At 33.7% G+C, this 25516-nt stretch carries 27 protein-coding genes; 6 read left to right on the top strand and 21 right to left on the bottom strand.

Annotated features, from left to right (window positions below; all coding sequences use genetic code 11):
- From folE to E9099_RS00070, 14 genes are all read right to left on the bottom strand, one after another.
- The gene (folE, locus tag E9099_RS00135; protein WP_136581750.1) at positions 1-696 is read right to left on the bottom strand and encodes a GTP cyclohydrolase I FolE; all 696 of its coding nucleotides are present in this window, start codon (positions 694-696) and stop codon (positions 1-3) included.
- A gap of 60 nt (positions 697-756) precedes the next feature.
- Positions 757-1035, bottom strand: a complete 279-nt coding sequence (locus E9099_RS00130; RefSeq protein ID WP_136581749.1) for a TIGR03643 family protein — start codon at positions 1033-1035, stop codon at positions 757-759.
- Entirely contained in the window at positions 1036-1464 is a 429-nt protein-coding gene (locus tag E9099_RS00125; protein WP_136581748.1) for a hypothetical protein, read from the bottom strand.
- A gap of 110 nt (positions 1465-1574) precedes the next feature.
- Complete coding sequence (locus E9099_RS00120; protein ID WP_136581747.1) at positions 1575-3059, bottom strand: cryptochrome/deoxyribodipyrimidine photo-lyase family protein; 1485 nt, start codon at positions 3057-3059, stop codon at positions 1575-1577.
- A 52-nt stretch (positions 3060-3111) separates the two neighbouring features.
- Positions 3112-4644 (bottom strand): cryptochrome/photolyase family protein, encoded by a 1533-nt coding sequence (locus E9099_RS00115; protein ID WP_136581746.1) that lies wholly within the window; start codon positions 4642-4644, stop codon positions 3112-3114.
- A 1466-nt stretch (positions 4645-6110) separates the two neighbouring features.
- Positions 6111-7424 (bottom strand): DASH family cryptochrome, encoded by a 1314-nt coding sequence (locus E9099_RS00110; RefSeq protein ID WP_136581745.1) that lies wholly within the window; start codon positions 7422-7424, stop codon positions 6111-6113.
- Positions 7394-7546 (bottom strand): DUF2256 domain-containing protein, encoded by a 153-nt coding sequence (locus E9099_RS00105; protein ID WP_136581744.1) that lies wholly within the window; start codon positions 7544-7546, stop codon positions 7394-7396. The genes E9099_RS00110 and E9099_RS00105 overlap by 31 nt, the downstream gene beginning before the upstream one ends.
- Positions 7539-8963, bottom strand: a complete 1425-nt coding sequence (locus tag E9099_RS00100) for an SDR family oxidoreductase (protein ID WP_136581743.1) — start codon at positions 8961-8963, stop codon at positions 7539-7541. Before E9099_RS00100 ends, E9099_RS00105 begins: the two co-directional genes overlap by 8 nt.
- A 234-nt stretch (positions 8964-9197) precedes the next feature.
- Positions 9198-9818: a flavin reductase family protein gene (locus E9099_RS00095; RefSeq protein ID WP_136581742.1), complete on the bottom strand. Its 621-nt coding sequence runs from the start codon at positions 9816-9818 to the stop codon at positions 9198-9200.
- Positions 9819-11129, bottom strand: coding sequence for an ABC1 kinase family protein (locus tag E9099_RS00090; RefSeq protein WP_136581741.1), 1311 nt, complete (start codon positions 11127-11129; stop codon positions 9819-9821). It abuts the gene before it with no gap.
- 93 nt (positions 11130-11222) lie between these two features.
- Positions 11223-11882: a TetR family transcriptional regulator C-terminal domain-containing protein gene (locus tag E9099_RS00085; protein WP_136581740.1), complete on the bottom strand. Its 660-nt coding sequence runs from the start codon at positions 11880-11882 to the stop codon at positions 11223-11225.
- Between the two features lie 167 nt (positions 11883-12049).
- Complete coding sequence (locus E9099_RS00080; protein ID WP_317130635.1) at positions 12050-12499, bottom strand: N-acetyltransferase family protein; 450 nt, start codon at positions 12497-12499, stop codon at positions 12050-12052.
- Between the two features lie 40 nt (positions 12500-12539).
- Complete coding sequence (locus E9099_RS00075) at positions 12540-13010, bottom strand: DUF6428 family protein (RefSeq protein WP_136581738.1); 471 nt, start codon at positions 13008-13010, stop codon at positions 12540-12542.
- A gap of 34 nt (positions 13011-13044) precedes the next feature.
- Complete coding sequence (locus E9099_RS00070; protein WP_136581737.1) at positions 13045-13374, bottom strand: ArsR/SmtB family transcription factor; 330 nt, start codon at positions 13372-13374, stop codon at positions 13045-13047.
- 148 nt (positions 13375-13522) lie between these two features.
- On the opposite strand from E9099_RS00070, the gene E9099_RS00065 reads away from it, so the two are divergent.
- Positions 13523-14371, top strand: coding sequence for a DUF2911 domain-containing protein (locus E9099_RS00065; RefSeq protein WP_136581736.1), 849 nt, complete (start codon positions 13523-13525; stop codon positions 14369-14371).
- A gap of 85 nt (positions 14372-14456) precedes the next feature.
- Here the strand turns inward: E9099_RS00065 and E9099_RS00060 are convergent, their stop codons facing one another.
- From E9099_RS00060 to E9099_RS00045, 4 genes are all read right to left on the bottom strand, one after another.
- Entirely contained in the window at positions 14457-14894 is a 438-nt protein-coding gene (locus tag E9099_RS00060; RefSeq protein ID WP_136581735.1) for a GNAT family N-acetyltransferase, read from the bottom strand.
- Positions 14895-14961: 67 nt separating this feature from the next.
- A complete protein-coding gene (locus E9099_RS00055; RefSeq protein WP_136581734.1) occupies positions 14962-15591 on the bottom strand; it encodes a tRNA (guanine-N1)-methyltransferase in 630 nt (209 codons plus the stop codon).
- Between the two features lie 129 nt (positions 15592-15720).
- Entirely contained in the window at positions 15721-17169 is a 1449-nt protein-coding gene (locus E9099_RS00050) for a glyceraldehyde-3-phosphate dehydrogenase (protein WP_136581733.1), read from the bottom strand.
- A 147-nt stretch (positions 17170-17316) separates the two neighbouring features.
- On the bottom strand, positions 17317-18729 hold the full coding sequence (locus E9099_RS00045; RefSeq protein WP_136581732.1) for a trypsin-like peptidase domain-containing protein: 1413 nt from the start codon (positions 18727-18729) through the stop codon (positions 17317-17319).
- A gap of 126 nt (positions 18730-18855) precedes the next feature.
- Here E9099_RS00045 and dapF point away from each other — a divergent pair, with 126 nt between their 5' ends.
- The 5 genes from dapF (at position 18856) to E9099_RS00020 (ending at position 22880) form a co-directional block, all read left to right on the top strand.
- Positions 18856-19635, top strand: a complete 780-nt coding sequence (gene dapF / locus E9099_RS00040) for a diaminopimelate epimerase (RefSeq protein ID WP_136581731.1) — start codon at positions 18856-18858, stop codon at positions 19633-19635.
- A complete protein-coding gene (locus E9099_RS00035) occupies positions 19629-20162 on the top strand; it encodes a GNAT family N-acetyltransferase (RefSeq protein WP_136581730.1) in 534 nt (177 codons plus the stop codon). Before dapF ends, E9099_RS00035 begins: the two co-directional genes overlap by 7 nt.
- Positions 20152-21195 carry an endolytic transglycosylase MltG gene (gene mltG / locus E9099_RS00030; RefSeq protein ID WP_136581729.1) on the top strand — a complete coding sequence of 348 codons (1044 nt, stop codon included), beginning with the start codon at positions 20152-20154 and terminating at the stop codon, positions 21193-21195. Before E9099_RS00035 ends, mltG begins: the two co-directional genes overlap by 11 nt.
- 4 nt (positions 21196-21199) lie before the next feature.
- The gene (locus E9099_RS00025; protein WP_317130634.1) at positions 21200-22108 is read left to right on the top strand and encodes a DUF2279 domain-containing protein; all 909 of its coding nucleotides are present in this window, start codon (positions 21200-21202) and stop codon (positions 22106-22108) included.
- A gap of 106 nt (positions 22109-22214) precedes the next feature.
- Positions 22215-22880, top strand: a complete 666-nt coding sequence (locus tag E9099_RS00020) for a peptidoglycan-binding protein LysM (RefSeq protein WP_136581728.1) — start codon at positions 22215-22217, stop codon at positions 22878-22880.
- On the opposite strand, the gene E9099_RS00015 is transcribed toward E9099_RS00020, so the two are convergent.
- Genes E9099_RS00015 through dnaA form a run of 3 tightly spaced genes read right to left on the bottom strand, consistent with a single transcriptional unit; the run spans position 22877 to position 25516 of the window.
- Positions 22877-23596, bottom strand: a complete 720-nt coding sequence (locus tag E9099_RS00015) for an SAM-dependent methyltransferase (RefSeq protein ID WP_136581727.1) — start codon at positions 23594-23596, stop codon at positions 22877-22879. The two genes, E9099_RS00020 and E9099_RS00015, sit on opposite strands and share 4 nt — an antisense overlap.
- Positions 23597-23613: 17 nt before the next feature.
- A complete protein-coding gene (locus E9099_RS00010) occupies positions 23614-24075 on the bottom strand; it encodes a low molecular weight protein-tyrosine-phosphatase (RefSeq protein ID WP_136581726.1) in 462 nt (153 codons plus the stop codon).
- A gap of 13 nt (positions 24076-24088) precedes the next feature.
- The gene (gene dnaA / locus E9099_RS00005; RefSeq protein WP_136581725.1) at positions 24089-25516 is read right to left on the bottom strand and encodes a chromosomal replication initiator protein DnaA; all 1428 of its coding nucleotides are present in this window, start codon (positions 25514-25516) and stop codon (positions 24089-24091) included.

Genomic DNA, 25516 nt, shown 5'->3' with positions numbered 1-25516 from the left:
CTACTCTTTTAAATAATTTTGTAATTCGGCTATTTTTTCTGGTGTATTAAATTTACCACCATAAAAAGTCGTCACTGTTGCAGAAGATTCATCTTTAATACCTCGTGACGATACACATAAGTGTTTGGCATCAATTATAACAGCAACATCATCTGTTTTTAATGTGGCTTTTAGCTCTTCTGCTATTTGGTTTGTTAAGCGTTCTTGTACCTGAGGACGTTTAGCATAATACTGTACAATTCTATTTAATTTAGATAAGCCTATAACTTTCCCTGAAGAAATATAAGCTACATGAGCTTTACCTATAATGGGTACAAAGTGATGCTCGCAGTTGGAGTAGAAAGTAATATTTTTCTCCACCAACATTTGATTGTACTGGTATTTGTTGTCAAATAACGCAATTTTTGGCTTATTTTCGGGGTTTAATCCGGAAAATATTTCATCAATGTACATTTTGGCGACTCTTTTTGGTGTGCCTTTTAATGAATCGTCTGTTAAATCCAATCCAATAACATCCATTATTTCTTCAAAAAGTATCGCAATTTTTTCTTTTTTTTCTGTGTCAGAAAGCTTGAAAGCATCTGCTTTCATTGGTGTTTTTAAACCTGTGTAGAGATGGTCGTCTCCTATATCATCAATAGCAATACCGTTTAGGTTGTTGTTATTTTCTTCCGTCAATGTGTGTTCTTTGTTCATGTGCTCTTTTTAATGCTGTATTTGGTTTAACAGACCAAATCAAAGCAGTTTTTGTAATATCTAACGTTTAGATATTTTATTGTGTGTAATTTGTTTTTGTCTAGAACATTTAAAACGCCCCTCTTCAAACAGTCTTTTTTTACTATGCTTAGTGTGTCTTCCTTGTACCCTTTGTCGCCACATTTTAAAACTACTTAGTTTCATTTCGCGACGCATAATATCTATAACCTCTTGTTCTTTAATACCAAACTGAAATTTTATAGCATCAAAAGTCGTCCGGTCTTCCCAAGCCATTTCAATAATCCGATCCAATGCTTCTATTGTAAATTCGTGTTTCATTTAATTGGGCGAAAAATTAAATTGTTCGTCATATTTTATCTTCTCATTCATCAGTTTATCAAAAAACGCTTTATTCTCCTTAAATGTTTTATCATCTCTAAAGTGCATAAATTTTCCATTAGCATGGATACTAGATCCATTGGTTTTATATACCACTAATTGATAATAGGGTATAGCCCAAGTAAAATTTTGTAAGCCTTTAGTAACATGTATTAAAATCCCTTTAGGTCTTAACTCTATATTTCCATAATTAGTATCACTAACCACATTCAAAATTGATGCCATGTTTGGGCTAACTTTATCAACTACCATACGCTTAGAGCCAATACCTCTTAATTTAATAGAATCAAGTAAAGTAAATGATGGCCCTACAAGGCTGTTAATACGGTCTTTATTTGCTTTACAGGTATGCGTTGTGTTTAGTAGCAATAGATTTTGTTTTGATTATTTAATCAAATATACAAAATGTTTAACCTTTTTCAATATACGTTAAACAATTTTTAACGTATTAGATTTCTCTATATTAAAATAGAAGTAACTTATTGGTTATTAGGTATTCTATTTCTATCGCTTAATGTATGTCGTTTTAAAATACGATAACTTTCTTTTTTGACTAGAGGATTGTCTTTTAAGTTCCAAAGTAAATCGCTAGCCTGTTTTCTGGATTGTTTTTCGTGAATAATAGGAAAAGGGTAATCTGTGCCTAGCTCAAACCCCGTTAACTGTTGGTCAAAATAAGACATCTCACTTGGGTTATGGATAAAAGCAGGATCGAGGCTTGCTAATTCTGGTACCCATTTTTTTATAAAGTCCCCCTTCGGATCGTGTTCTACACTATTTTTTAAAGGATTATAAATGCGTAACGTATTTATGCCTGTTTCTCCAGCTTGCATTTGTATTTGCGGATAATGGATGCCTGGCTCGAAATCTAAAAATAAACTCGCCAAATGGGCGCTCATATCTTGCCAAGGTTGCCATAAATTGTGCGTAAAAAAGGAAACGACTAACGCTCGCATTCTAAAATTTAAGTAGCCTGTTTCTTGTAAACAGCGCATACAAGCATCGACTAACGGAAATCCTGTTTGTCCCGTTTTCCATGCCTTTTGAAACTCTAGGTTAACTGGTTTCTGTAATTGGTGATAGCCTTTATTAATACTTTTAAATTCCATTTGATGTTCCATTTCAAACTTTTGAATAAAGTGTGCTTGCCACCGTAAACGTGATACAAAGGCATTTAAATGCCGTTTGTGTTGCGTGTGTTTTACAACATCTGACGCGCCGTTTATAGCTTGTTTTACGGATAGATTGCCCCAAGCAATATAAGGTGACAGTCTACTGCAACCAGTTCTGGCTTCTAGTGGTTTTGAGATATGGAACATGTAGTTTTTATAGCGCCCATTATAAAAGGATTGCATGTATTTAAAGGCTGTAGTGGTGCCTCCTTTTTGAAAGGTGCTATTTTTTACCGTTTTCACGGAAATTAGGCATTGCTCACTTTCAAGGGTTTCAATTTGTTGAGGCGTTAGTAATTGCTCAGGTTTGGGATGAAACCGAAACTCTGCCTGCATCATGTAGTGATCCCAGTTTTGATACCATGTATTTCGGTTAGTTAGTCCGCGTTGGACACCATTGTTGTCGTTTTCTGTCCAAATAATGTTTTGATGCTTACAAAATTCAGCGAAAGCGATATCTCTTTTAAAAGTAGAATGGATACCTGTTTCTTTATGCGAAAAAAGGTCTGTGACGTTATACGTGTTATTTATATGTTTAATTATTGAAGTTATGTTACTATTTACGATTAGCACCTTAGAATTTAAAGGTTGTAATTGTTGGTTTATATCCTCTAGGGATTGTTTTACAAAATCCCAGTGGCGCTGACTGTAATGGTTGTCGTTAGATAAAAAATCTTCAAAAACATAGAGTAGGAGTACACGTTGCTGAGTATTTATGGCGTTAGTAATCGCTTCGTTGTCAGTTAGTCGAAGGTCTCTTTTTAACCATACTATACTTAAATTTTGTTTCATTATTTTGTTACTATTTGATGCTATCAATCCATCGCGTTATTTTTATTTACTTTTAAAAATTATCAGGATTTTTAATGATTTTTTGCGCTCTTTCTTTCAGACTAACTAATTGTTCGGTATCCATTTTATCTAATAAACTGTACATCATTTTCATTCTAAAGTTATCGCCTAATTGTTTGCGTTTATCATCTAGGAAATTCCAATACAAACTATTAAAAGGACAAGCTTTATCGCCTAGTTTTTCTTTTTTATTGTAATGGCAACTATCACAGTAATTACTCATTTTATTAATATAGCTTCCACTGGATACGTATGGTTTTGTTGCTATTTTTCCGCCATCAGCAAACTGACTCATACCTCTTGTGTTTGGTAATTGTACCCACTGGATAGCGTCTACATAAATTCCTAAATACCAGGCATCAACTTCGTCAGGATGTACTTGTATCAATAATGCAAAATTACCAGTAACCATTAAGCGCTGGATATGGTGTGCGTAACCATTATCTAAACTGTTGTTAATAGCTTGTTTTAGGCAATTCATTTTGGTGTTTCCGGTCCAATAGAATTCTGGTAATGGGTTTGTGTTTTCTAAGTGGTTTAAAGAGTTGTAATTAGGCATCAAAGCCCAGTACATACCACGCATGTATTCTCTCCAGCCAATAATTTGTCTTATAAATCCTTCTACTTGACTGATATTAATATCTTCACCATGTTTTCTCCAATAATTGAGAACGGTATCGACGATATTTTTAGGAGAGATTAGTTTGATATTCATAGCAAACGATACTCTAGAATGGAATAAATACACGTGATCCGTATGCATAGCGTCCTGGTAATCTCCAAAATGAATCAATAATTGCTCACAAAAATACTTAAGTTGATCTAATGCTTGTGTTCTATTTATTGGATAACTGAATGTTTTTGTGTCAAATTTCCCGATCGTTTTTACGGATTGTTTGTCTAGCATTTGTACGATATCAGAGACATCGTTTTTATAATATTTATATGGGGGAATAGGATGGTTTCCTTTCCACTTATTGCGATTACTTTTATCATAATTCCATTTACCGCCTTCAGGCTGTCCAGCAACCATTAAGATATCGTGCTTTTTGCGCATGTCACGATAAAAATTTTCCATCAGGTATTGCTTTTTACCTTTAAAAAACTGTTTTAAATCTTGACGTTTGGTATAAAAATGCTCTGTTGAAAAGGCTTCTGACTCAATAGTTAGAGCGTTACAAAATTTGGATAATTGCTCGTCTAAGCGGTATTCGTCGGGTAATTGATATTCAAATTTAGTAATGTTATATTCCTTAACTAATAACTGAAGATTGTCGTTTAAATTTTGGGTGTTTTCAGGATCGTCTAGTTTTAAGTAATGAACAGTAAATCCTTCCTCTTCTAAATGCTGACTAAAATCGCGCATGGCTGCAAAAAAGCCAATTACTTTTTGGATGTGATGTGTAACATAATCGGTTTCTTGACGCATTTCAAATAGGCAATACACTATGTTTTCTGCATTGTGTTTGTACCAGCTATGTTTGCTGTTTAATTGATCGCCTAGTATTAGTCTTAATGTTTTCAATGGTTAGTTTTATTTGTTTTTTTAATGTCACACTTAGCGTAGACGAAGTGCTGGTTTAGTATTGAATTTAATGAGGTCTTCGACTGCGCTCAGACTGACAGTTTTATTTTAATTTGTGTTTGTTCTTTGATGTCACACTGAGCGCAGTCGAAGTGCTAGTTTAGTATTGAATTTAATGAGGTCTTCGACTGCGCTCAGACTGACAGTGTTATTTTGATTTATGTTTTGTCTTTTCTGTCACACTGAGTGCAGTCGAAGTGCTAGTTTAGTATTGAATTTAATGAGGTCTTCGACTGCGCTCAGACTGACAGTGTTATTTTGATTTATGTTTTGTCTTTTCTGTCACACTGAGTGCAGTCGAAGTGCTAGTTTAGTATTGAATTTAATGGGGTCTTCGACTGCGCTCAGACTGACATTAGTATTTTGATTTATGTTTTGTCTTTTTTGTCACACTGAGCGCAGTCGAAGTGCTAGTTTAGTATTGAATTTAATGGGGTCTTCGACTGTGCTCAGACTGACAGGTTTATTTTAATTTGTGTTTGTTCTTTGATGTCACGCTGAGTGCAGTCGAAGTGCTAGTTAATATTGAATTTAATGAGGTCTTCGACTGCGCTCAGACTGACAGTGTTATTTTGATTTATGTTTTGTCTTTTCTGTCACACTGAGTGCAGTCGAAGTGCTAGTTTAGTATTGAATTTAATGAGGTCTTCGACTGCGCTCAGACTGACATTGGTATTTTAATTTATGTTTTGTCTTTTCTGTCACACTGAGGGCAGTCGAATTGCTAGTTAATATTGAATTTAATGAGGTCTTCGACTGCGCTCAGACTGACAGTGGTATTTTAATTTATGTTTGTTCTTTGATGTTACACTGAGCGCAGTCGAAGTGCTAGTTTGGTATTGTTTTTATTATGGTCTTCGACTGCGCTCAGACTGACAGTTTTATTTTAATTTGTGTTTGTTCTTTGATGTCACACTGAGCGCAGTCGAAGTGCTAGTTTAGTATTGAATTTAATGGGGTCTTCGACTGCGCTCAGACTGACATTAGTGTTTTAATTTAAGTTTTGTCTTTTCTGCGACATTGAGCGCAGTCGAAGTGCTAGTTAATATTGAGTTTAATGAGGTCTTCGACTGCGCTCAGACTGACAGTATTATTTTGATTTATGTTTTGTCTTTTCTGTCACACTTAGCGCAGTCGAATTGCTATTTTAGTATTGAATTTAATACGGTCTTCGACTGCGCTCAGACTGGCATTGGTGTTTTAATTTAAGTTTTGTCTTTTCTGTCACACTGAGCGCAGTCGAAGTGCTAGTTAATATTGAATTTAATACGATCTTCGACTGCGCTCAGACTGACATTAGTATTTTGATTTATGTTTTCTTTTTTCTGTGACACTTAGCGCAGTCGAAGTGCTAGTTAATATTGAATTTAATAAGGTCTTCGACTGCTCTCAGATTGATATTGCTATTAAAATAGCGTGTCTTGTAACCATAAACGTTGATACTTTCCATTGGTATCATAGCGTTCTGCTTGCAGTTTTACATTAAACTTTCTGTCTCTTGGATCGTTACCAACGCCTGCAACATACATCCAGTTTCCATAGTTACTGTGGACATCATAATCTATAAGTAGACTTTCAAAATAGCTTGCACCAATACGCCAATCTAATTGTAGTGTTTTTGCAAAATAACTGGCGACATTTTGGCGTCCACGATTACTCATCCAGCCTGTTTTTTTTAGTTCAAGCATATTAGCATTTACAAAAGGCTCTTCTGTTTTTCCGTCTATCCATTGTTTAATTTTAGTAGAGTCTTGAGACCAATCATAGTTTTTATTTAAAAGGCCTCCTAATTTAAAAATTTGATTACCGTGCTTTAACGACACGTATTTAAAGTAGTCACGCCAAAGTAATTCAAAGAGTAACCAATACGTGGATTCATTTTTAAAGTGTTCTTTTTCAAAACGGTTGACTTCATAATATATCTGTTTAGCGGATAAACTCCCGTTAGCTAACCAAGGAGAGAATTTAGAACTAAACTCCGTACCAATCAATCCGTTTCTGGTCTTTTTATAAACACCAAGTTTTTTAGTTTCAAAAAAATAAGAATGTAACCTTTTTAAAGCTTCTGTTTCTCCTCCTTTAAAAGGGAAGGCGGTATTTGGGTGTCTGCTAATCTGACCTAATCCTAAGTCTTCTAAAGTTGGAATTTTAGTGTCGTTTTCTATTGTTTTTAAGTCAGTTGACTGAGAGTCAATATGTGTTAAAGGTCTAACTGAACTTTGTTTTTCTAATTGCTTTCTAAATACGGTAAAGACTTTTGGTAATGTTTCTGTATTAAACGGAATATCTTCTGGGTGAAATAGAAACTGATCATAACTTTCAATGAATGAAATTGTTTGTGGACAGTTTTTCTTAACTTCATTTAAAATAAATACCGCTTCGTCAGTCCATTCTTGCTGAAGGTAAATGTTAGAAATAGCTTGATTTTTAATTAGAGCAGGAATGCAATGTTCTGGTTTTTCCGTGTAAACGAACAACGGAATGTTAAGCGTATTAAGTTGCTGTCTTAAATCGGTAATAGTTTCAATTAAAAACTGAGCTCTATAATTTTCTGTTTTTTTAAACCCAAAAGTTGAGGTTTCAAATTGTCGAGGATCAAAACAATAGACAGCTATAGTCTGATTGCTATTTTTAATGGCCTTTTTTAGGGCACTATTATCATGGATTCTTAAGTTGTTTGTAAACCAAATTAAGGTATTTTCGTCTTGTTTTGTCTGCATTTATCACTACAATATTTTACATGATCCCAGTTCTTTTTCCATTTTTTACGCGAGGTAAAAGGAAGTGCACATGTGGGACAGATTTTGGTTGGTAAGTTTTCTTTTTTAATAGATTTAGGCATTTGCTAGTTTTTTGATCATGCCTTTAAAGATAAAACCATGAAAAGGTAATACACTGTACCAATATAAACGTCCTGCTAAACCACGAGGTCTGAAGGTGGCCCTTTGATAGACCTTGCCTTTAACGACTTGAAATTCTAGCCAGGCTTCACCAGGGAGTTTCATTTCGGCAAAAAGAATGAGCCTTTTTTGTTCTTTATCAGCTAGTAGCACACGCCAAAAATCTAAGGCATCACCAGTTTTGATATCCGTTTTATTGGTACGACCGCGTCTTAGTCCAATACCACCAAATAGTTTGTCTAGATAGCCTCTGATTTTCCATAAAAACGTACCGTAGTACCAACCGTTTTCTCCCCCAATCGCCCATATTTTGTCTAATGTGCGTTGTTCGTCTAAGACTTCTAACTCCTTAATGTCTTTAAAGCAACCGTGCTTTGGTACTTTTAGATATTTAGTAGAGGCTTGTTTTTTAGTACGGCTACTAATAAAGGCATCTTTCCAGCTGGAGATGATTTCGTTTCCTTCAATTTTTACAAAAGCAAATTCTACTGCCTGTTTGTAAGACATTGGTGTAATGTCCAACAGCGTATTAATATTACTTTTTGTACCTATAATTTCAATCCCCATACTGTTTACAAGCGAAGAGGCGAGTTTATAGGATGTTGAGGTTACAAAATATAACCAATAGCTTGACAGCTTAGGCGTCATTATTGGGACTGTTAAAATGTAACGTTTTAGGTGTCTTATTTTAGCAAACTCTAATAACATTTGCTTGTAAGTCATTACTTCCGTTCCAAAAATATCGTGGGAGGTATTAAATAATTCTTTTTTATTCAATCCTTTAGTTAAAAAGGCTAAAACATCCCGAACGCCTATTGGTTGTGTTTTTGTATTTAACCATTTTGGCGCGACCATTACAGGCAGTTTTTCGACTAAATCTCGGATAATTTCAAAACTTGCACTACCAGAACCAACAATTATCCCAGCTTTAAAAACAGTTAATGCGTAATGGTTTGATTGTAATGTGGTTTCGACATTTTTTCTGGATAGTAAATGTTTAGATAGCTTGGTGTCGTTTGTAATGCCGCTTAAATAAATAACTTGTTTGACCGCAGTGGTTTCGATGTAGTTTTTGAAGTTAATGGCACAATCTTCTTCCATCTGATGAAATTGATCCACAGAATTTGACATTGAATGTATCAGGTAATAAGCAGCATCAATATCTTTTGGAATATTAACTAAGGTTTCCGGTTTTAGAAAATCGGCTTCAATAACATGTAAATTATCTTCTTCCGCATATTTACGTTCTGTACGTAATTTTCCACGAACAGCACAAACGACGGTGTGTCCTTGTTCCAATAGTAACGGGATAATGCGCTTACCAATGTAACCTGTTGCTCCTGTTACTAATATTCTCATAGATTTGGTATTTTTAATTGTGTGATTCTAATTAATTCTATTCATTTTGTCTTGAAACAAAACGAACCAAAAATTCCAATCAATTTGAGGGAATTCATTCTCTAAACTTCATGCTTGAAGCTTTGCTTCGTAGTTACGTTTCTTCACTCTTTATTTCTCCAAATTGATGATTTCGACTATCTCGAAATTCGGGACTTTCTTCCTGAAATAGTTTGTTTTTATTTCAAACTATTTTTATTCTTTTTTTGGTCTTTGGTATTCTAAACGTTTTTCTAATCTTGGAATAGTGTAGCCGTCTAAACCATTAATGGCGGCAATATTAGCTTTAGATAGATTTATAAAGCCATCGTCTTCTAATAAATCGCCATTAATATATAAGCCTTGAATTTCTCCTATTACTAGAATAGTGTCGTTAGCTGTTATATGATATTCTTCAATAAATTTCATCTCTAATTGAATTGGAGCGCCTTTAACAAAAGGGGCGTCGCAATTTGCTTTATATTCAGATTCTAGAGTGGTCTTATCAAATTCTGAAATCGATTGGTCATATTTAGCAGAGGTGTGATGTGCCTCTTCAAAATTATCTAAATGGATATGATTGATGGTGTAACCTCCTGTGGATTTTATATTATCATATGTATGTCGAGTCACAGTTGTAGGTCTACAAAAAAAGCCAAGTAGAGGTGGACTACTTCCAATATGTGTGACGGAACTAAAAACAGCAACGTTTTCCTGTCCATCTGCAGATTTTGTGCCAATTAAATTGGCGCTTTTAAAACCAGAGCAACTGTTTACTAGATTTATTTTATACAAATGCTCTAGCTCTTGAATTTGATTTTTACTGAAATACGGCATTTATAAAGTTTTGTAATTATTGATGGAAACGGCGTTTGCTTTTAAATCAAACATTAAATTATAGAGTCCAAAAAAGGTTCTATTGATATAAATGAAATGTTTTGAGCCTCTATTACCATTCATTTTTCTAAGTTCTGTGCTTTTACTGTAGCGTTGTCCCATTTCTGAAATGGCATTAAAGAACTCAGGATCAGAAAAATCAAAATTTTCAGAATGAAAAGGTTTAGTAAATAAGCTTAATAACTCATGAAACATGGCAGAGAAAAAATCTAATTCCTCTTGCGTATCATCTGCTCTTAAGATTTCTAACTCATACATTTTAGCGGTAAACAATTTAGTGTTTCCTATAACTTCCGGTTTTGCCAATTCAAAATAAGGCACATAAAAATCTAAGGGCACTTCCTTCATGCAACCAAAATCTAAAGCAATTAAATCACCGCTTTTAGACACTAAAAAATTTCCTGGGTGTGGATCTGCGTGCACTTTTTTTACAACATGCATTTGGTACATATAAAAATCCCAAAGGGCTTGGCCTAATTGGTTCGCTTTATTTTGATCTTTATTATACGCCGTAAATTCTGAAAGGTGTTCGCCTTCCATCCAATCCATAGTAATAATACGTTCTGAAGATAATGCTTCGTAGTAATTAGGGAATTTTAAATTAGGAATATGTTTGCAAGCTGCAACAATAGCTTTACTTTGTTGGACTTCTAAGATGTAGTTAGTTTCTTCTACTAGTTTATTTTCTACCTCTTGAAAGTATTTGTCAGAATCCTTTCCTTTAATGTTAAACATCTTAATAGCGATAGGTTTTACCATAGCCAAATCCGAAGCGATGCTATCTGCAACACCAGGGTATTGTATTTTAACAGCTAGTTTTTTGCCATCTTTTTCAGCTAAATGTACTTGACCGATGCTAGCGGCATTAACAGAATGTAAATTGAATGTGTCGTAAATCTCACTCGGCAGTTTTCCAAAATACTTTTTAAAGGTTTTGCTAACTAGAGGCGCTGATAAAGGTGGGACAGAAAATTGTGCCAGAGAAAATTTTTCGACATAAGCTTGTGGCAAAATACTTTTTTCCATGCTTAACATTTGCGCTACTTTTAAGGCACTTCCTTTAAGTTGTTTTAAACCATCGTAGATGTCTTCGGCGTTATTCTCGTTGAGTCTGGCTTTGGCTTCTTCTTCGGTTTTTGTGAGCTTATCACCGTAATATTTTAAATAATTTACGCCAACTTTAGCGCCAGTAGTTACCATTTTAGTGGCTCTGGATAGTTTTGATGTCGGTATTTTGTCTATCGTTTTCAATAGTTCTATGTTTTAGATTTATATAATAACATAAGATCAGTAAATTATTATATTGAAGTTGAGCATTTATGGGATGCTTTAAATAACATGGTTTTAAGATTTCATTTGAATCTTTTCTTTGAAGATGAATTTTCCAAAGTCAATTAAACTTTTTAAAGGGACTATATTCAAGATGTCAAAACTGGTATTAACTGATTTTTCAATGAAAATATCTGTTTTTTCGAAAGACGAAGACGTGTCGTCCATCCAAAATTTGATGGTTAATAATAATTGTAACCAAGCGGTTTCGGTAAGACCTCTGTCTTGAATTTTATTAAGCTGTTCTTGTTTAACGTCAATTAAATCAATCCCCAAATCTTTGATGTAGTGTGTAAAACATCCTTTTAATTCGGATAACGCAGCAAAACCTTTAAGACTATTTTTATGTTTATGTAAGGCATAAACGACATAGCTTCTGTTAGCGGTTAAATTTTCAAAAAAGGTGAAGTAGAAGCTTAGGAGTTTGTTTCTGGGTTCAAAATGTGCATACTCTTCACTAGACTCTAAAGCCTTGTGTGTATTGTCAAAAAAGGCTTTGAAGATTCCTTTTTCTACAGCTTCAAAAGTACCAAAATGTTCATAAAATTTAGATTCCTCAAAATTATTGTGCTTCGCAAAGGCGTAGACAGATTTTGGTTGTTCATTATGCTCTAGGACATAATCCATGTAAAATGAAATGATGTCGTTGTTACTTATGTTTTTCTTTTTTGCCATTACGATCAAGTTTAGTAGCATAAAGATACAAAATGTTTAACGATGTAAGATAAAAGCTAAACAAAATTTAACAAGACTTTGTGCAAGTACTGTCTTTTTAGTGTCGAGTGAGCATAAAGTATGGCATTAAAACAGTTGATTAGTAACTTGTTGTATTTTATTATAGTTTATAAACCAACAGTATGACTTCGTCTTTCTAAAATAATATTATCTAGCCAAATACCGTTTAGTTGTCCTATTTTTTCTTTGTTACCAATAAGTCTAAAGTCATTGTTTTTATGTAGTTTAAGGCTAGGAGTGTTAGCTCTCATTATTCCAGATTGCAAAGTCCAGATGTTATTTTTCTCACTGATTTCTATCAATTTTTTAAGTAAAAAATCACCAACGTTTTGCCCTCTAAATTGTGCATCCACATATACGCTTACTTCTGCAACACCAGTATATACTTTTCTTTTGGATACAGCACTTAATGCGGCCCAACCTAACAATTGAGTATTATTTTTAGCTATAATTCGACCATAAGGCAAATGGTTGGTATCCCAATAGTGCCAATCAGGAACTTCCGTTTCAAAAGTTGCAGCACCTGTTAGTATACCTTGCTGGTATATGTGCTGCACTTTTGAAAAGTTAGTTTTATCTATGTTTATAATTGTCATGTTAACAACAACCTGAGCCTGGAGTACAAGTATCTCCTGGTTTAATTTCTGAAAATTGTAATTTTTGTTTTGGTTCTGGAATACCACATTTATCTTTAGCTAAACAGTCGGTTACTAAAGAGGTTAGTTGGAAGGCATTGTTTTCAAAACTTAAACCAAACTTTTGAATGGTTTGCTCGCCTTGATATTCTACTTCAATCTCTAAATCTTGAAGATTAAAGATGTCTTCTGATAATTCTATAATTTTAACTAGCTTTTCAGGATGAAGTCTGTGATCATAATCCTCTGCATTCCATAACTGAAAATTAACCTTTTTTTCTTCTCTTACAGTACCACCGCAATCGACAAAATGCTTGGTGACTTTACCAACTTCTGTTACATGAAAATGATTTGGTACTAGACTACCATCAGGTAGTGTAAATGAAATAGTGTCTAGCTGTGATAAGTGTGTTTTTATTTCTGAAAGTGTCATAATTTAATGTGTTAGTACAATTAATAATATAAGTTTAGCAACACGTATTGTTGTTAACGTCGTTGTTTAAAAATCCATTTAAAACGGTTTTCATTGCAGTCCAATTAGCTTTGTTAATACAATAACATACACTGGTACCTTCAATAGTACCTTGTATTAAATCGAGATTTTTAAGTTCTTTTAAATGTTGAGAAATAGTGGGCTGTGCCAATCCGATTTCTTCAACTAAATCACCACAAACGCAAGTGTCTATTTTAAACAGATGTTGAATAATAGCAACCCGTGCCGGATGTCCAAATGCTTTTGCAAAGCGTGCAATTTGATTTTGTGAATCTGTGAATTTTTCAGTTTTAATTAACCCCATTAGTTTTTGTTTAATTAGTATAACGCAATATTACGATTAATAGTTTGATTATGACAATTAATTCGGCTTATTTTAAGCTTTTATTAACAAACAAACTATTACTTATATGTAATTTTACACCATATATTAATTATTAAAAAATTCAACCATGAAAAAATTATTTACACTTATTATGGTGTTAACAGTCTCTTTTGCTGTTAATGCGCAAATAGAAACACCGCAGCCTAGTCCTTCTCAGAAAGTAGAACAAAAGGTAGGATTAACAGATGTGACTTTAGAGTATTCTAGACCATCAATGCGAGGTCGTGCTATTTTTGGAAACTTAGTGCCTTACGGTAAAGTATGGAGAACGGGAGCAAATAAAAATACAATTATTACTTTTAGTACAGAAGTTACAATTGGAGATAACACTTTAAAAGCCGGATCTTACGCTATTTTTACTAAGCCGAATGCTGGAAATTGGGACGTTATGTTTTATTCTGATACAGAAAACTGGGGAACGCCTAAAACATGGGACGATTCTAAAGTAGCAGCTAAAGTATCTGTTAAAGCAACAATTTCACCAATGACTATTGAAACGTTTACGTTTACATTTGATAACTTAACTAATGATTCTGCAGTATTAAGTTTACTATGGGAAAATACTATGGTTGATGTTACAATCGGAGTGCCAACAGACGCAACGGTTACCGAAGCTATTTCTAAAATAATGAATGGACCAAGTGCTGATAACTATTATGCATCTGCACGTTACTACTTAGAATCAGGAAAAGATATTAAACAAGCGGCAGTTTGGATTGATAAAGCGATTGATATGACTAAAGCAGAGCCTAAATTTTGGTGGTTACGTCAACAGTCTTTAATCCATGCTAAAGCAGGAAATAAAAAAGAAGCGATTAAAGCTGCTAAATTATCTTTAGAGTATGCTGACAAAGCAGAAAACGCTGATTACGTAAAGATGAATAAAGCGTCTTTAAAAGAGTGGGGAGCAATGTAAAAAAGGCTTTAGCTAAAGGAAGCCTTTAGTTATTATACAAGCATATTAAAAAAGTGCAATCATTATGATTGCGCTTTTTTTTTGTTTAGTGATTAATCCAAAAGTATTGCAATGCTTTATCTAATGTCCACCCTTGACTTTCATAAAGTTCTTGGGCAGGATTAGTCGTTTCCGTTTGTAAAGCAATGCCTTTATAACGATGCATTTTACAGAGGTTTTTCGATTTGTTTAAAAGGGCTACGCCAAAGCCTTGTTTTCTGTAATTTTCATTTACAAACAAGTCGTTAAGTATAAACAAGGGTTGCATACTAACACTTGAGAAGGTGTGAAATAATTGCGAAAATCCCACTGGCTTATCTTCTGCGTAAGCAAGTAAAATGATCGTGTCTTCCTTTTCTAATCGGGTCTTTATAAATGTTTTAGCTGCCTCTAAATCTGAGGCTTGTCTGTAAAATACACGATATTGATCAAATAAAGTCGCAATGTGATCTAGGTGAGAAAGGTTGGCTTGAATTATAGTCATAAAAAAAAATCTGTAAACGTGAATTTACTGATTTTAATTGAATTTATAAGTGTTGAAAAAGCCTTAATTAGCTGTTTCTATTTTTATTAAGTTCGTCTTGAAGTTGACGTCTCACTTTTTGCTCACGCTCTAAAGCATTACGTCTGTGTTCTTCAAATTCTTCCTCTGTTTCGTTAAGTCTTAATCTTGCTTCTTTAGTAACAGCATTACTATTTTTAAATTTAAAAATAAAGAAGAATAAAAAAGCTAATAGACCTGCTATGATTGACCAGAGTAAAGTGTTATATCCACCTTTACTCATTTGCAAGCCAAATAAAGACATGCTGTCTTTTTCCTGATTGGTTTCTTCTAAGCTAGTTTTAGTGTTACTTAAACTGCTTTTAAGTTGTTCTACTTCTTGACTTTGAGAAGTGACTACATTTTGAGTGTCTAGTAATTCTTTTCTTAAAACTTTAAGCGAGTCTAAGGTGTGTGATTTTAGTTTTGCAATCCATTCGTTTCTTACGACTTCATACGATTGTCCACGCTGATCTCTCCAGTTATTTGATTTTTTAGTAAGATATTCAAACTGGCTCTCTAATGTTCCTGAATCTAAAGATAATTTATCATTTTCTTCTGTTGTTTCTGTTTGTGCAGTAACGGTCAATGAGAATAGAAAAATAAAAAGGGTAGCTAATAGATAATTTGTTTTACGCATGGTCATTATTTTGTTGTCTTTCGCTTTGCGAAAATATAAAAAAAGGATTGCTTTTAGGCTAAAAATATAACAAAAAGCCTCACGATTGTGAGGCTTTTACTATATACGTTACTAATTAAAATTTGGATGTTAGTAATATGTAAAACGTCTTACTTTAGCAATATATTTTGCTAATCTAATGACTTGGTGGCTGTAACCATACTCATTATCATACCATACATATAAGATTGCATTTTTACCATCTGTTCTAACAATGGTAGCTTTACTGTCAAATATAGAAGGCGCAGAGCTACCAATAATGTCTGTTGACACTAATTCATCACTCATTTCATACTTGATTTGTTCTACTAAATCACCTTCTAAAGCATATTTTTTAATTGTTGTATTAATATGCGCTACAGTAGTTTCAGAGTCTAACTCTAAATTTAAAATGGCTAATGATCCGTTTGGTACAGGGACACGAATAGCGTTAGAGGTTAATTTACCTTCAAAACTAGGTAAAGCTTTAGATACTGCTTTTCCAGCTCCAGTTTCTGTAATTACCATGTTTAAGGCTGCTGCACGACCACGACGGTATTTACTATGGAAATTATCGACTAAATTTTGGTCGTTAGTATACGCATGAATCGTTTCTAAATGGCCACTTTTTACACCGTAAGTATCTTCCATTGCTTTTAAAATAGGCGTAATAGCATTGGTCGTACAAGAAGCTGCAGAAAAAATATCGATTTTGTCAGGATCATTTTCTAGGTGATTAACACCATAAACAATATTTGGAATTCCTTTTCCTGGTGCAGTTAATAATACTTTGTCCGCGCCTGGAGATTTTTTTAATCGTGTTAACGCTTCTTTATCTCTAAAAACACCTGTATTATCAATAATTAATGCATTATTAATACCATACTTAGTATAATCGATATCTTCTGGTTGATTGGCATTAATAATTTTAACGGTAGTACCATTAATTATTAAGGCTTCATTTTTTAAATCCGTAGTTACAGTTCCTGAAAAATCACCATGTACCGAGTCATTACGTAATAAAGCCGCACGTTTTTCTAAAACAGTAGCATCTAATTTACCACGTGTAACAATGGCGCGTAAACGGAGTTGGCTTCCTTTACCAGTACGAGTCATTAACTCTCTAGCAACTAAACGTCCAATACGCCCAAAACCATAAAGCACGACATCTTTAGGTTTGATATCTTTAGTTTTATTAGCACCTTTAAGTTGGTTAGCCACAAAAGCTAAAGCATTACTGTATTTCTTTTCTTCTAAATGATACTCGTAAGTTAATTTACCAATATCAAGTTTAGCAGGAGGTACGTCTAGCGTTTGGATGGCTTGCGCAATCTCTACAGAATCAAAAATCGAAATCGGTTTTTGAACAAATTCACCAGCATACTCATGAAGGTTTAGAATTTGAGAGACATTTCTATCAATTAATTGGTTTCTAAAAAGGACCAACTCGATAGACTTGTCATACCATAAATCGCTAACAATTTTAATAAATTCGACGGTAGCTCTTCGTCTGTCTGCTTGAAAGGCTAATTCGTTTTCGTAAGTTTCGTTAATGGACATTTTAAATTATTTAGTGTGTTGTTAATTTAGTATGTAAATTTCGGCAAAAGTATAGATTTCAAACGATTTCGTAAAGCAAAAACTGTAAAAATTTAAAAGCCCTTAATTTTTAAAATTAAGGGCTTTTAGAAAACGTTTAGTCTGTGATTATCTTAAACCATAACGATTGGTTTCTCCTTTAGAATTTATTAATTCGATACTTAAAGGTTGATACGTGTCTCTATTTTTTAATATCGTATCTACTTCCTCAACACTATTCACTTTAATATTGTTAATAGCAGTAATAATATCGCCTTCTTGGATACCTTCACCTTGCAGATATTGACCGTAAGTACCATTTACTTTAGTGATTTTTACACCATTTTTAGTCTTATACTTTTTTAGGTCTTCTGGTTTAGCATTTTTAATAATACCAATTACAGGTAGAATGTAAGTCTCGTTTTTAAGCAAAGTTACGGCCACTTCTTTTTTATTACCATCACGCAATAAGGTTACATTAACAATATCATTTGGACGTTTAGTGTCTAAAAACCCTCTAAGATCACTAAATTTCTTGATTTTAATGTTATCAATCATTTTAATAATATCACCACTTCTTATTCCAGCTTCATAGGCACCAGTATCCTCTTCAACATCGTCTATATAAAAACCTTCTGTTTCTTCAACACCAAGTTTTTCAGCAGAAGCACTATTTAAAGAGCCTCCAGTAACACCTAAAATTCCATTTTGGACATTACCAAACTCCATAATATCTTGCACTACTTTTTTAGCGATATTACTTGGTACGGCAAAAGAATAGCCAATATACGATCCTGTTTGAGAGGTGATAGCGGTGTTTATACCAATAAGTTCTCCAGCGGTATTAACTAAAGCACCACCAGAATTACCTGGGTTTACAGCCGCATCGGTTTGTATAAAAGACTGTGTGCTTCTGCCACTTAAATCTCTTGATTTGGCACTAATAATACCTGCAGTGACTGTGGACGTTAAATTAAAAGGATTACCGACTGCTAGCACCCATTCTCCAATTTTTGCAGTATCACTATCACCAAATGTCGCATACGGTAATTGATCCTCTGTATCAACTTTTAATAACGCAATATCAGTTTTTGGATCGGTACCAATAATTTTTGCATTTAGAGTTCTGTTGTCATTTAATGTAATACTTAGTGCTTCAGAATCTTCAATAACATGGTTATTAGTAATTATGTAGCCATCAGGCGATATAATCACACCACTTCCAGTACCTAATTGCCTTTTTTGTGGCACGTGACCATAAAATAAATCTTGTAATGTGGGTTGTGCACTATTTAGCGCGACGTTTTTGACATGCACGACCGCATGGATTGTTTTATCTGCAGCAGTTGTAAAACTAATGCCTTCAGCAGCAGCTAAAGTCGTCGGGGTTGTTTTATAATTGGTTGGTAAAAAATCAGGGGTTTCCTGAGTGGTTGTATTTGCAATTTGCTGTTCATCTTTTTCAAGAAAGGTTTTGTATGTTCCTAGAGTAATTGCACCTCCTAATACCGAAACTAAAACCAGAGTTAACATCTTCTTCATATAATACTTAGTTTAGATTTAATTAGATAACGATTAAAATTAATTAAATATTGAATGCCTATTTCAACTTTAACGGCGTTTTAACAACTGAAAAAACTTATATTTGTGCTTCAATTTTTGATACCAATGACATTGACTTTTTATAAATATCAAGGAACCGGTAATGACTTTGTCATGATCGATAATAGACAAAACGTGTTCGACAAAAACAATACCAAATTGGTTGCTTTTTTATGTGATCGTAAATTTGGTGTGGGTGCTGATGGTTTAATTCTATTAGAAAATCACCCTAAAGTAGACTTTAAAATGGTCTATTATAATGCGGATGGAAACGAAAGTACCATGTGTGGTAATGGGGGACGTTGTATTGTCGCTTTCGCGGAATTTTTGCAGCTGATTACTAACCAGACCACTTTTGAAGCGATAGACGGTATGCACTTTGCTAAAATCGAAGATAATTTAGTCCATCTACAAATGAAGGATGTAGAGACTATCGAAACTTTTGATACCCATCAATTTTTGGATACAGGCTCACCACACCATGTACAGTTTGTTAATAATTTAGCACAGTTTGCTGTTAAAGCAGAAGGTGAAAAAATACGATATGGTCAACCGTATAATGACGAAGGAACTAACGTTAATTTTGTGGAAAAAAATAACGACGATACGTATACCGTTAGAACTTACGAAAGAGGCGTAGAAGACGAAACTCTATCCTGTGGTACAGGTGTGACTGCAGTGGCGATTGCCATGCATGAGATTGGAGAATGCACAACGTCTAAAATTAATTTAAACGTACAAGGTGGTCAGCTTAAAGTGTCGTTTGAGAAAGTAGGAGACACCTATAAAAAGGTGATGTTAATAGGACCTGCAACCTACGTTTTTAAAGGTGAAATAACATGTTAACATTAAAAGGAGAGCACACTTATTTACGACCGTTAGAACCAGAAGATTTAACGTTTATTCACAACATAGAGAATGACGAATCTATTTGGGAGATTAGTAATACGATAACACCTTATTCTAAATATTTAATCAAACAATATTTAGAGCATGCACATAAAGATATTTTTGAAGTTAAACAGTTACGATTGGTTATATGTAATTATAAGCATCAGGCAATCGGAATGATAGATGTTTTTGATTTTGACTTCAAAAACAGACGCGCAGGGATTGGTATTTTAGTAAGAGATACAGAAAATAGACAAAAAGGGCATGGTAAAGAAGCGTTACAACTATTAACCAATTATTGTTTTACACATTTAGATTTACATCAATTATATTGTAATATCAGTGCCGATAATACGGCAAGTTTAGCATTATTTAAAAGTCAAGGATTTATGGAGATCGGTCTTAAAAAAGACTGGAATTTTATAAACGGAATTTACAAAAACGAATATTTATTTCAATTAATTAACACAGATGTATATTAAAAAAATTTTATTAGCAATTGCTTTAATCGGAATAGGAGTAGCTGCCTACTTTGCGTACTTTGTTTATGGCGCTATGTTTAAAGAAAATACAGCGTTTAATAATGAAGAGGCTTATATTTATGTACCTACAAATGCAAGTTACGATCAAGTTAGAGCACAGTTGGTCCCTTTGCTAAAAGATATCGATAGTTTTGATGCTTTAGCACAACGTAAAAAATATACATCCAATATTAAGGCAGGACGTTTTGCTATTACTAAAAACATGAGTAATAATGATATTATTAATTCTATTAGAAGTAAAAATATCCCGATAAAACTGAGTTTTAATAACCAAGAGCGTATTCAGAACTTGGCAGGACGTATCGCACAACAGATAGAACCTGATAGCATTACGCTTTTAAAAGCTATGACGGATAAAGCCTTTTTAGACACCAATAAATTTACGGAACAAACGGTTTTAAATATGTATGTGCCTAATAGTTATGAAGTCTTTTGGAATACATCCGCCGAAGGTTTTAGAAATAAAATGCTAAAGGAATATTATCGTTTTTGGAATGCGTCGCGTCAAGCTAAACGTAAAGCACTAAACTTATCTGTAAATGAAATCGTGACAATTGCCTCTATCGTGCAAAAAGAAACCGCTAAAGTAGACGAAAGACCTAGAGTCGCAGGTGTTTATTTAAACAGAATAAAAAAAGGAATGCCACTTCAAGCGGATCCAACAGTTATTTATTCTAAAAAATTAAAGGAGAACGATTTTGACCAAATTATTAAACGAGTGTTATATAAAGATCTAGAAATCGATTCGCCATACAATACTTATAAATATGGAGGTATTCCTCCAGGACCAATTACGATGCCAGATGTATCTGCTATTGATGCTGTGTTAAATTCAGAAAATCATGACTATTACTATTTTGTAGCTAATGTCAAAAACTTTGGATATCATAAATTCGCAAAGACATTAAGTCAACACAATGCTAATAAAAATGAGTATGTGCGTTGGATTAATAGTCAAGGTGTAAACCGTTAAACTGTTGTTTAAATTAGTTTCAGTACTCTCGACCTTATTTTTGACGATGTTCGCGGTTGCGCAAACAGATGGTGTATCCTTTTTTAAAGCTAGCGATAGCCTTAATACGTCACGTAGGACTACTGTAATATTAACAGAGGCCAGTTTAGCGACCTTATCTATTGTAGGTTTAAACGCGTTGTGGTATTCTGATTATGAGCGCTCCAAGTTACATAGTACCAATGATAATTCCGAGTGGTTAAAAATGGATAAGTTAGGGCATAGTTTTACGGCTTATCAATTAGGACGTTTTGGTGCTCAAGCTCTTAATTGGAGTGGTGTTAGCGAAAAAAATCAATTGATTTACGGCGCAACATTGGGATTTTCTTTTCTAACGGCTGTTGAGGTTTTGGATGGTTTTTCAGCAGAATGGGGCTTTTCTTGGGGCGATTTTACGGCAAATGCAGCAGGAGCAGGGGTGTATGTTGGACAAGAGTTGTTATGGCAAGAGCAACGTGTCCAATTAAAATACTCCTTTAGCCAAAGCGGATTTGCAAATCAAAACCCTAATAAGTTAGGTGATGGATTGACAGAAGCGTTTTTGAAAGACTATAATGGTCAAACGTATTGGTTGAGTGCAAATTTACAGTCCTTTTTTAAAGAGACAACTATCCCAAAATGGTTGAATGTTGCAGTAGGTTATGGAGTCGATGGTTTATTATATGGTAGTGCAGATCTTCAAAAAATACATTTTCCTAATCAAGAAAGAAGCCAACAATTTTATTTAAGTCTAGATTTGGATTTGACTAGAATTAAGACCAATTCGACCTTTTTAAAGCAAGTATTTAACGTGATCAACGTGATAAAAGTACCCTTTCCAACCTTGGAAATAAATGGCAAAGGCAAGCTAATTGGGCACTTAATCTACTTTTAACATAAGTTAACATGTTGATTTTTAGTATTTAATTATTTGTTGTATATTTGCACGCTGAAATTTAAGTCTATATAATATTAATAAACAGACTTTTAAATCGTAACAAATGAAAATAAATATTGGAAAGTTATTATCCCTAACGTTTACAATAGCAATTTTACTACTAGTCGTTTTTATTAATACTGAAAATAACACAACACTAGTAAATGACATTGAAACAGAAAACGTTGACTTTGAAGCGTTACAATATGTTAATATTGCTTCAAATTTAAAGTTTGTCCAAAAACCATTATTCTCGCCTCAATTAGGTAAAAGTTTTACTGGTTTTAAAGAAGCTTTAGGATTTAAAGAATCTCAAAACGATTATTTTAGAGTTAATCAATTTGGTTACCTAGGTAAATATCAATTTGGGAAAAGTACATTAAGAGTATTAGGTATTTATCATCCACAATTCTTTTTAAGTAATCCAGAATTACAAGAAAAGGCGTTTATTGCTAATACACAACGTAACAAGTGGGTTTTACGTAAGGATATCAAACGTTTTAAGAACACGTACATTAAAGGTGTTAAGATTACAGAATCAGGTATATTAGCTGCAGCGCATTTAGCAGGACCTGGAAGTGTAAAGAAATTTCTTAGAAGTTATGGAGAAACTGGATTTGCGGATGCAAACGGGACAACCATAAAGTATTACATGAAAAAGTTTTCAGGATACGATACGTCTTTGATAAAACCATTAAAAAAGGTTAGAGTAAAATACGAAAGCGCTTAATATTGGCTTTTGTGAATTATAAATAGTGTTGGTCTCTTATGTAGGTCAACACTATTTTTTTTCCATTGACTTACTGTTTGCGTTTTAATAAACTCTGTAGGCAATGTAATGTCACAAGCAACACAAATCTCCGTACTATCACTTAAGATACTGCAAAGGTCTTCTAATAGCTTATTATTTCTATAAGGCGTTTCAATAAACGATTGCGTTTGGTTGTGTTCAAAACTTAAACGTTCTAAACGTTTTAATTCTGATTTCTTTTCACTTTTGTCAATAGGTAAATATCCGTTAAAAGCAAAACTTTGACCATTCATTCCAGAGGCCATCATAGCTAGTAGGATAGAAGACGGTCCAACTAGTGGGACAACTTGTATGTTATTTTTATGTGCTAAACTTACAATGTCAGCACCAGGATCTGCAATTCCTGGGCAACCAGCATCAGATATTAAACCTAAATTCTGACCTTCTAAACAAGGTTTTATAAAATTTGGTAAATCTGTAGGTTCTGTAAATTTATTAAGTTCAAAAAGGTTTAAACTTGACTGTTGCTTCTCTGGAGCAATACTTTTTATAAATTTTCTAGCGGCTTTAGAGTTTTCGACAACAAAGGTATCTAAACTATCAATAATAGTTTTTACTTGCGCTGGTAGTACATGGAATGGATTGGAGTCTCCTAGTGTACAAGGTATTAAATATAGTTTTCCTTTAGTCATCATATTATAAAGGTATTAATTTAAGTCAGACTATTTAATTGTTGACTAATTTTTTGGCAAGCATCGTCTAAAAGTATGAATACGTTATCAAAACCAGTATCACCACCATAGTAGGGATCTGGTACGTCTAGATTTTTAGCGGGAAAACTTTCATTTAAAATCAATTTTACTTTTGATTTTTCAGCGTCATTTTCAGCTAAAGCGATAATGTTATCATAATTGGAATTATCCATGGCGTAGATAATATCAAAATCTATAAAATCTTGTTTTATAAATTGTCTAGCTTGTTGTTTTGTAATATCAATTCCATGCTGTTTGGCAACAGCAATAGATCTTGGGTCTGGTTTATTTCCGATATGATAGCTACTTGTTCCGGCAGAATCTACTTTAAATAATTTGTCATCTAATTTAGATTGTAGGATACCTTCGGCCAGAGGAGAACGACAAATGTTTCCTAAGCATACCATTAAAATTTTAGTCATTTTAAAATGAAATTTAAACTGAAAGTTTCTTTGTTAAATCCTCAACATATTTTTTAAACTGCTTGTCTGTAGACGATAAGTTATCGACTGTTTTACAAGCGTGTAATACTGTTGCGTGATCACGTTTTCCAATTTGAGAACCAATACTAGCAAGAGAGGCCTTAGTCAGTTTTTTTGCAAAAAACATGGCTAATTGTCTAGCTTGTACAATATGACGCTTTCTAGTTTTAGATTGTAGTGTGTCTACATCCATTTGGAAATAATCAGATACAATTTTCTGAATGTAATCTATAGAAACCTCACGTTTCGTGTTTTTTACAAACTTTTCAACAACTTGCTTAGCTAGCTCAATATTGATTTCTTTTTTATTAAAAGACGATTGCGCAATTAAAGATATAATAGCACCTTCTAGCTCGCGGATATTAGATTTTATGTTTTTAGCAACATATTCAATGATATCTTCAGGCATTTCAACACCATCTCTATATAATTTGTTTTTCAATATAGAAACACGAGTTTCAAAATCTGGTGTTTGTAATTCTGCAGATAATCCCCATTTAAATCTAGATAATAAGCGTTGCTCAATATCTTGCATGTCTACAGGCGCCTTGTCACTAGTTAAAATAACTTGCTTTCCGTTTTGGTGCAAGTGATTAAAAATGTGGAAGAATACATCCTGAGTTCCTGATTTACCAGATAAAAACTGAACATCATCAATAACCAATACATCAATTAACTGGTAAAAGTGTATAAAGTCATTTCTGTTATTCTTTTTAACCGAGTCTATATATTGTTGCGTGAATTTTTCAGCAGAAATATATAATACCGTTTTCTCTGGGTACTTATCTTTTATATCAACACCAATAGCATGTGCTAAGTGTGTTTTTCCTAATCCAACACCACCAAATATTAATAAAGGATTAAAAGAGGTTCCACCTGGTTTTGCAGATACAGCTAAACCAGCACTACGTGCTAAACGGTTTGAGTCACCTTCTAAAAAGTTATCAAAGTTATAGTTTGGATTAAGTTGAGATTCGATTTTTACGTTTCTAATTCCAGGAATTATAAACGGATTACGTAATTCGCGGTTCTTATTATTAAGCGGCACATCGACATCTTGCGACTTTACGCCACCACGGTTAGAACTTGGAATACGTTCTGTAAAAGGTTGTTTATTGCCATAGGTGTTTTCCATTTTAATAATGTAAACCAATTTGGCAGTTTCACCCAACTCTTTAGTTAAAGATACTTTTAAAAGCTTAACATAATGCTCTTCTAACCACTCGTAAAAAAACTTGCTTGGCACTTGTATACTAAGCGCATTATCTGCAAGCTTAACCGCTACAATAGGTTCAAACCAGGTTTTGTAAGCTTGTGGTTGAATGTTATCCTTTATAAAAAGGAGACAATTGTTCCAGACCGTTTGCGCAGTTACACTCAT

It is taken from the genome of Psychroserpens sp. NJDZ02, from assembly GCF_004843725.1.
In the GTDB taxonomy this organism is placed as follows: Bacteria; Bacteroidota; Bacteroidia; order Flavobacteriales; family Flavobacteriaceae; genus Olleya.
The sequence above is the reverse complement of the archived record's forward strand: the minus strand, read 5'-3'. Positions and strand labels throughout refer to the sequence as shown.

Excerpts from the sequence above, each read along its gene's own strand:
- E9099_RS00035 (WP_136581730.1), top strand. The coding sequence starts at position 19,629 with ATGTTAACATTAAAAGGAGAGCACACTTATTTACGACCGTTAGAACCA.
- E9099_RS00075 (WP_136581738.1), bottom strand. The coding sequence starts at position 13,010 with ATGACACTTTCAGAAATAAAAACACACTTATCACAGCTAGACACTATT.
- dapF (WP_136581731.1), top strand. The coding sequence starts at position 18,856 with ATGACATTGACTTTTTATAAATATCAAGGAACCGGTAATGACTTTGTC.
- E9099_RS00055 (WP_136581734.1), bottom strand. The coding sequence starts at position 15,591 with ATGCGTAAAACAAATTATCTATTAGCTACCCTTTTTATTTTTCTATTC.
- folE (WP_136581750.1), bottom strand. The coding sequence starts at position 696 with ATGAACAAAGAACACACATTGACGGAAGAAAATAACAACAACCTAAAC.
- E9099_RS00010 (WP_136581726.1), bottom strand. The coding sequence starts at position 24,075 with ATGACTAAAATTTTAATGGTATGCTTAGGAAACATTTGTCGTTCTCCT.
- E9099_RS00015 (WP_136581727.1), bottom strand. The coding sequence starts at position 23,596 with ATGATGACTAAAGGAAAACTATATTTAATACCTTGTACACTAGGAGAC.
- E9099_RS00065 (WP_136581736.1), top strand. The coding sequence starts at position 13,523 with ATGAAAAAATTATTTACACTTATTATGGTGTTAACAGTCTCTTTTGCT.
- E9099_RS00095 (WP_136581742.1), bottom strand. The coding sequence starts at position 9,818 with ATGCCGTATTTCAGTAAAAATCAAATTCAAGAGCTAGAGCATTTGTAT.
- E9099_RS00085 (WP_136581740.1), bottom strand. The coding sequence starts at position 11,882 with ATGGCAAAAAAGAAAAACATAAGTAACAACGACATCATTTCATTTTAC.
- E9099_RS00045 (WP_136581732.1), bottom strand. The coding sequence starts at position 18,729 with ATGAAGAAGATGTTAACTCTGGTTTTAGTTTCGGTATTAGGAGGTGCA.
- E9099_RS00020 (WP_136581728.1), top strand. The coding sequence starts at position 22,215 with ATGAAAATAAATATTGGAAAGTTATTATCCCTAACGTTTACAATAGCA.
- E9099_RS00105 (WP_136581744.1), bottom strand. The coding sequence starts at position 7,546 with ATGCCTAAATCTATTAAAAAAGAAAACTTACCAACCAAAATCTGTCCC.
- E9099_RS00130 (WP_136581749.1), bottom strand. The coding sequence starts at position 1,035 with ATGAAACACGAATTTACAATAGAAGCATTGGATCGGATTATTGAAATG.
- E9099_RS00050 (WP_136581733.1), bottom strand. The coding sequence starts at position 17,169 with ATGTCCATTAACGAAACTTACGAAAACGAATTAGCCTTTCAAGCAGAC.
- E9099_RS00110 (WP_136581745.1), bottom strand. The coding sequence starts at position 7,424 with ATGCAGACAAAACAAGACGAAAATACCTTAATTTGGTTTACAAACAAC.
- E9099_RS00120 (WP_136581747.1), bottom strand. The coding sequence starts at position 3,059 with ATGAAACAAAATTTAAGTATAGTATGGTTAAAAAGAGACCTTCGACTA.
- E9099_RS00060 (WP_136581735.1), bottom strand. The coding sequence starts at position 14,894 with ATGACTATAATTCAAGCCAACCTTTCTCACCTAGATCACATTGCGACT.
- E9099_RS00100 (WP_136581743.1), bottom strand. The coding sequence starts at position 8,963 with ATGAGAATATTAGTAACAGGAGCAACAGGTTACATTGGTAAGCGCATT.
- mltG (WP_136581729.1), top strand. The coding sequence starts at position 20,152 with ATGTATATTAAAAAAATTTTATTAGCAATTGCTTTAATCGGAATAGGA.
- dnaA (WP_136581725.1), bottom strand. The coding sequence starts at position 25,516 with ATGAGTGTAACTGCGCAAACGGTCTGGAACAATTGTCTCCTTTTTATA.
- E9099_RS00070 (WP_136581737.1), bottom strand. The coding sequence starts at position 13,374 with ATGGGGTTAATTAAAACTGAAAAATTCACAGATTCACAAAATCAAATT.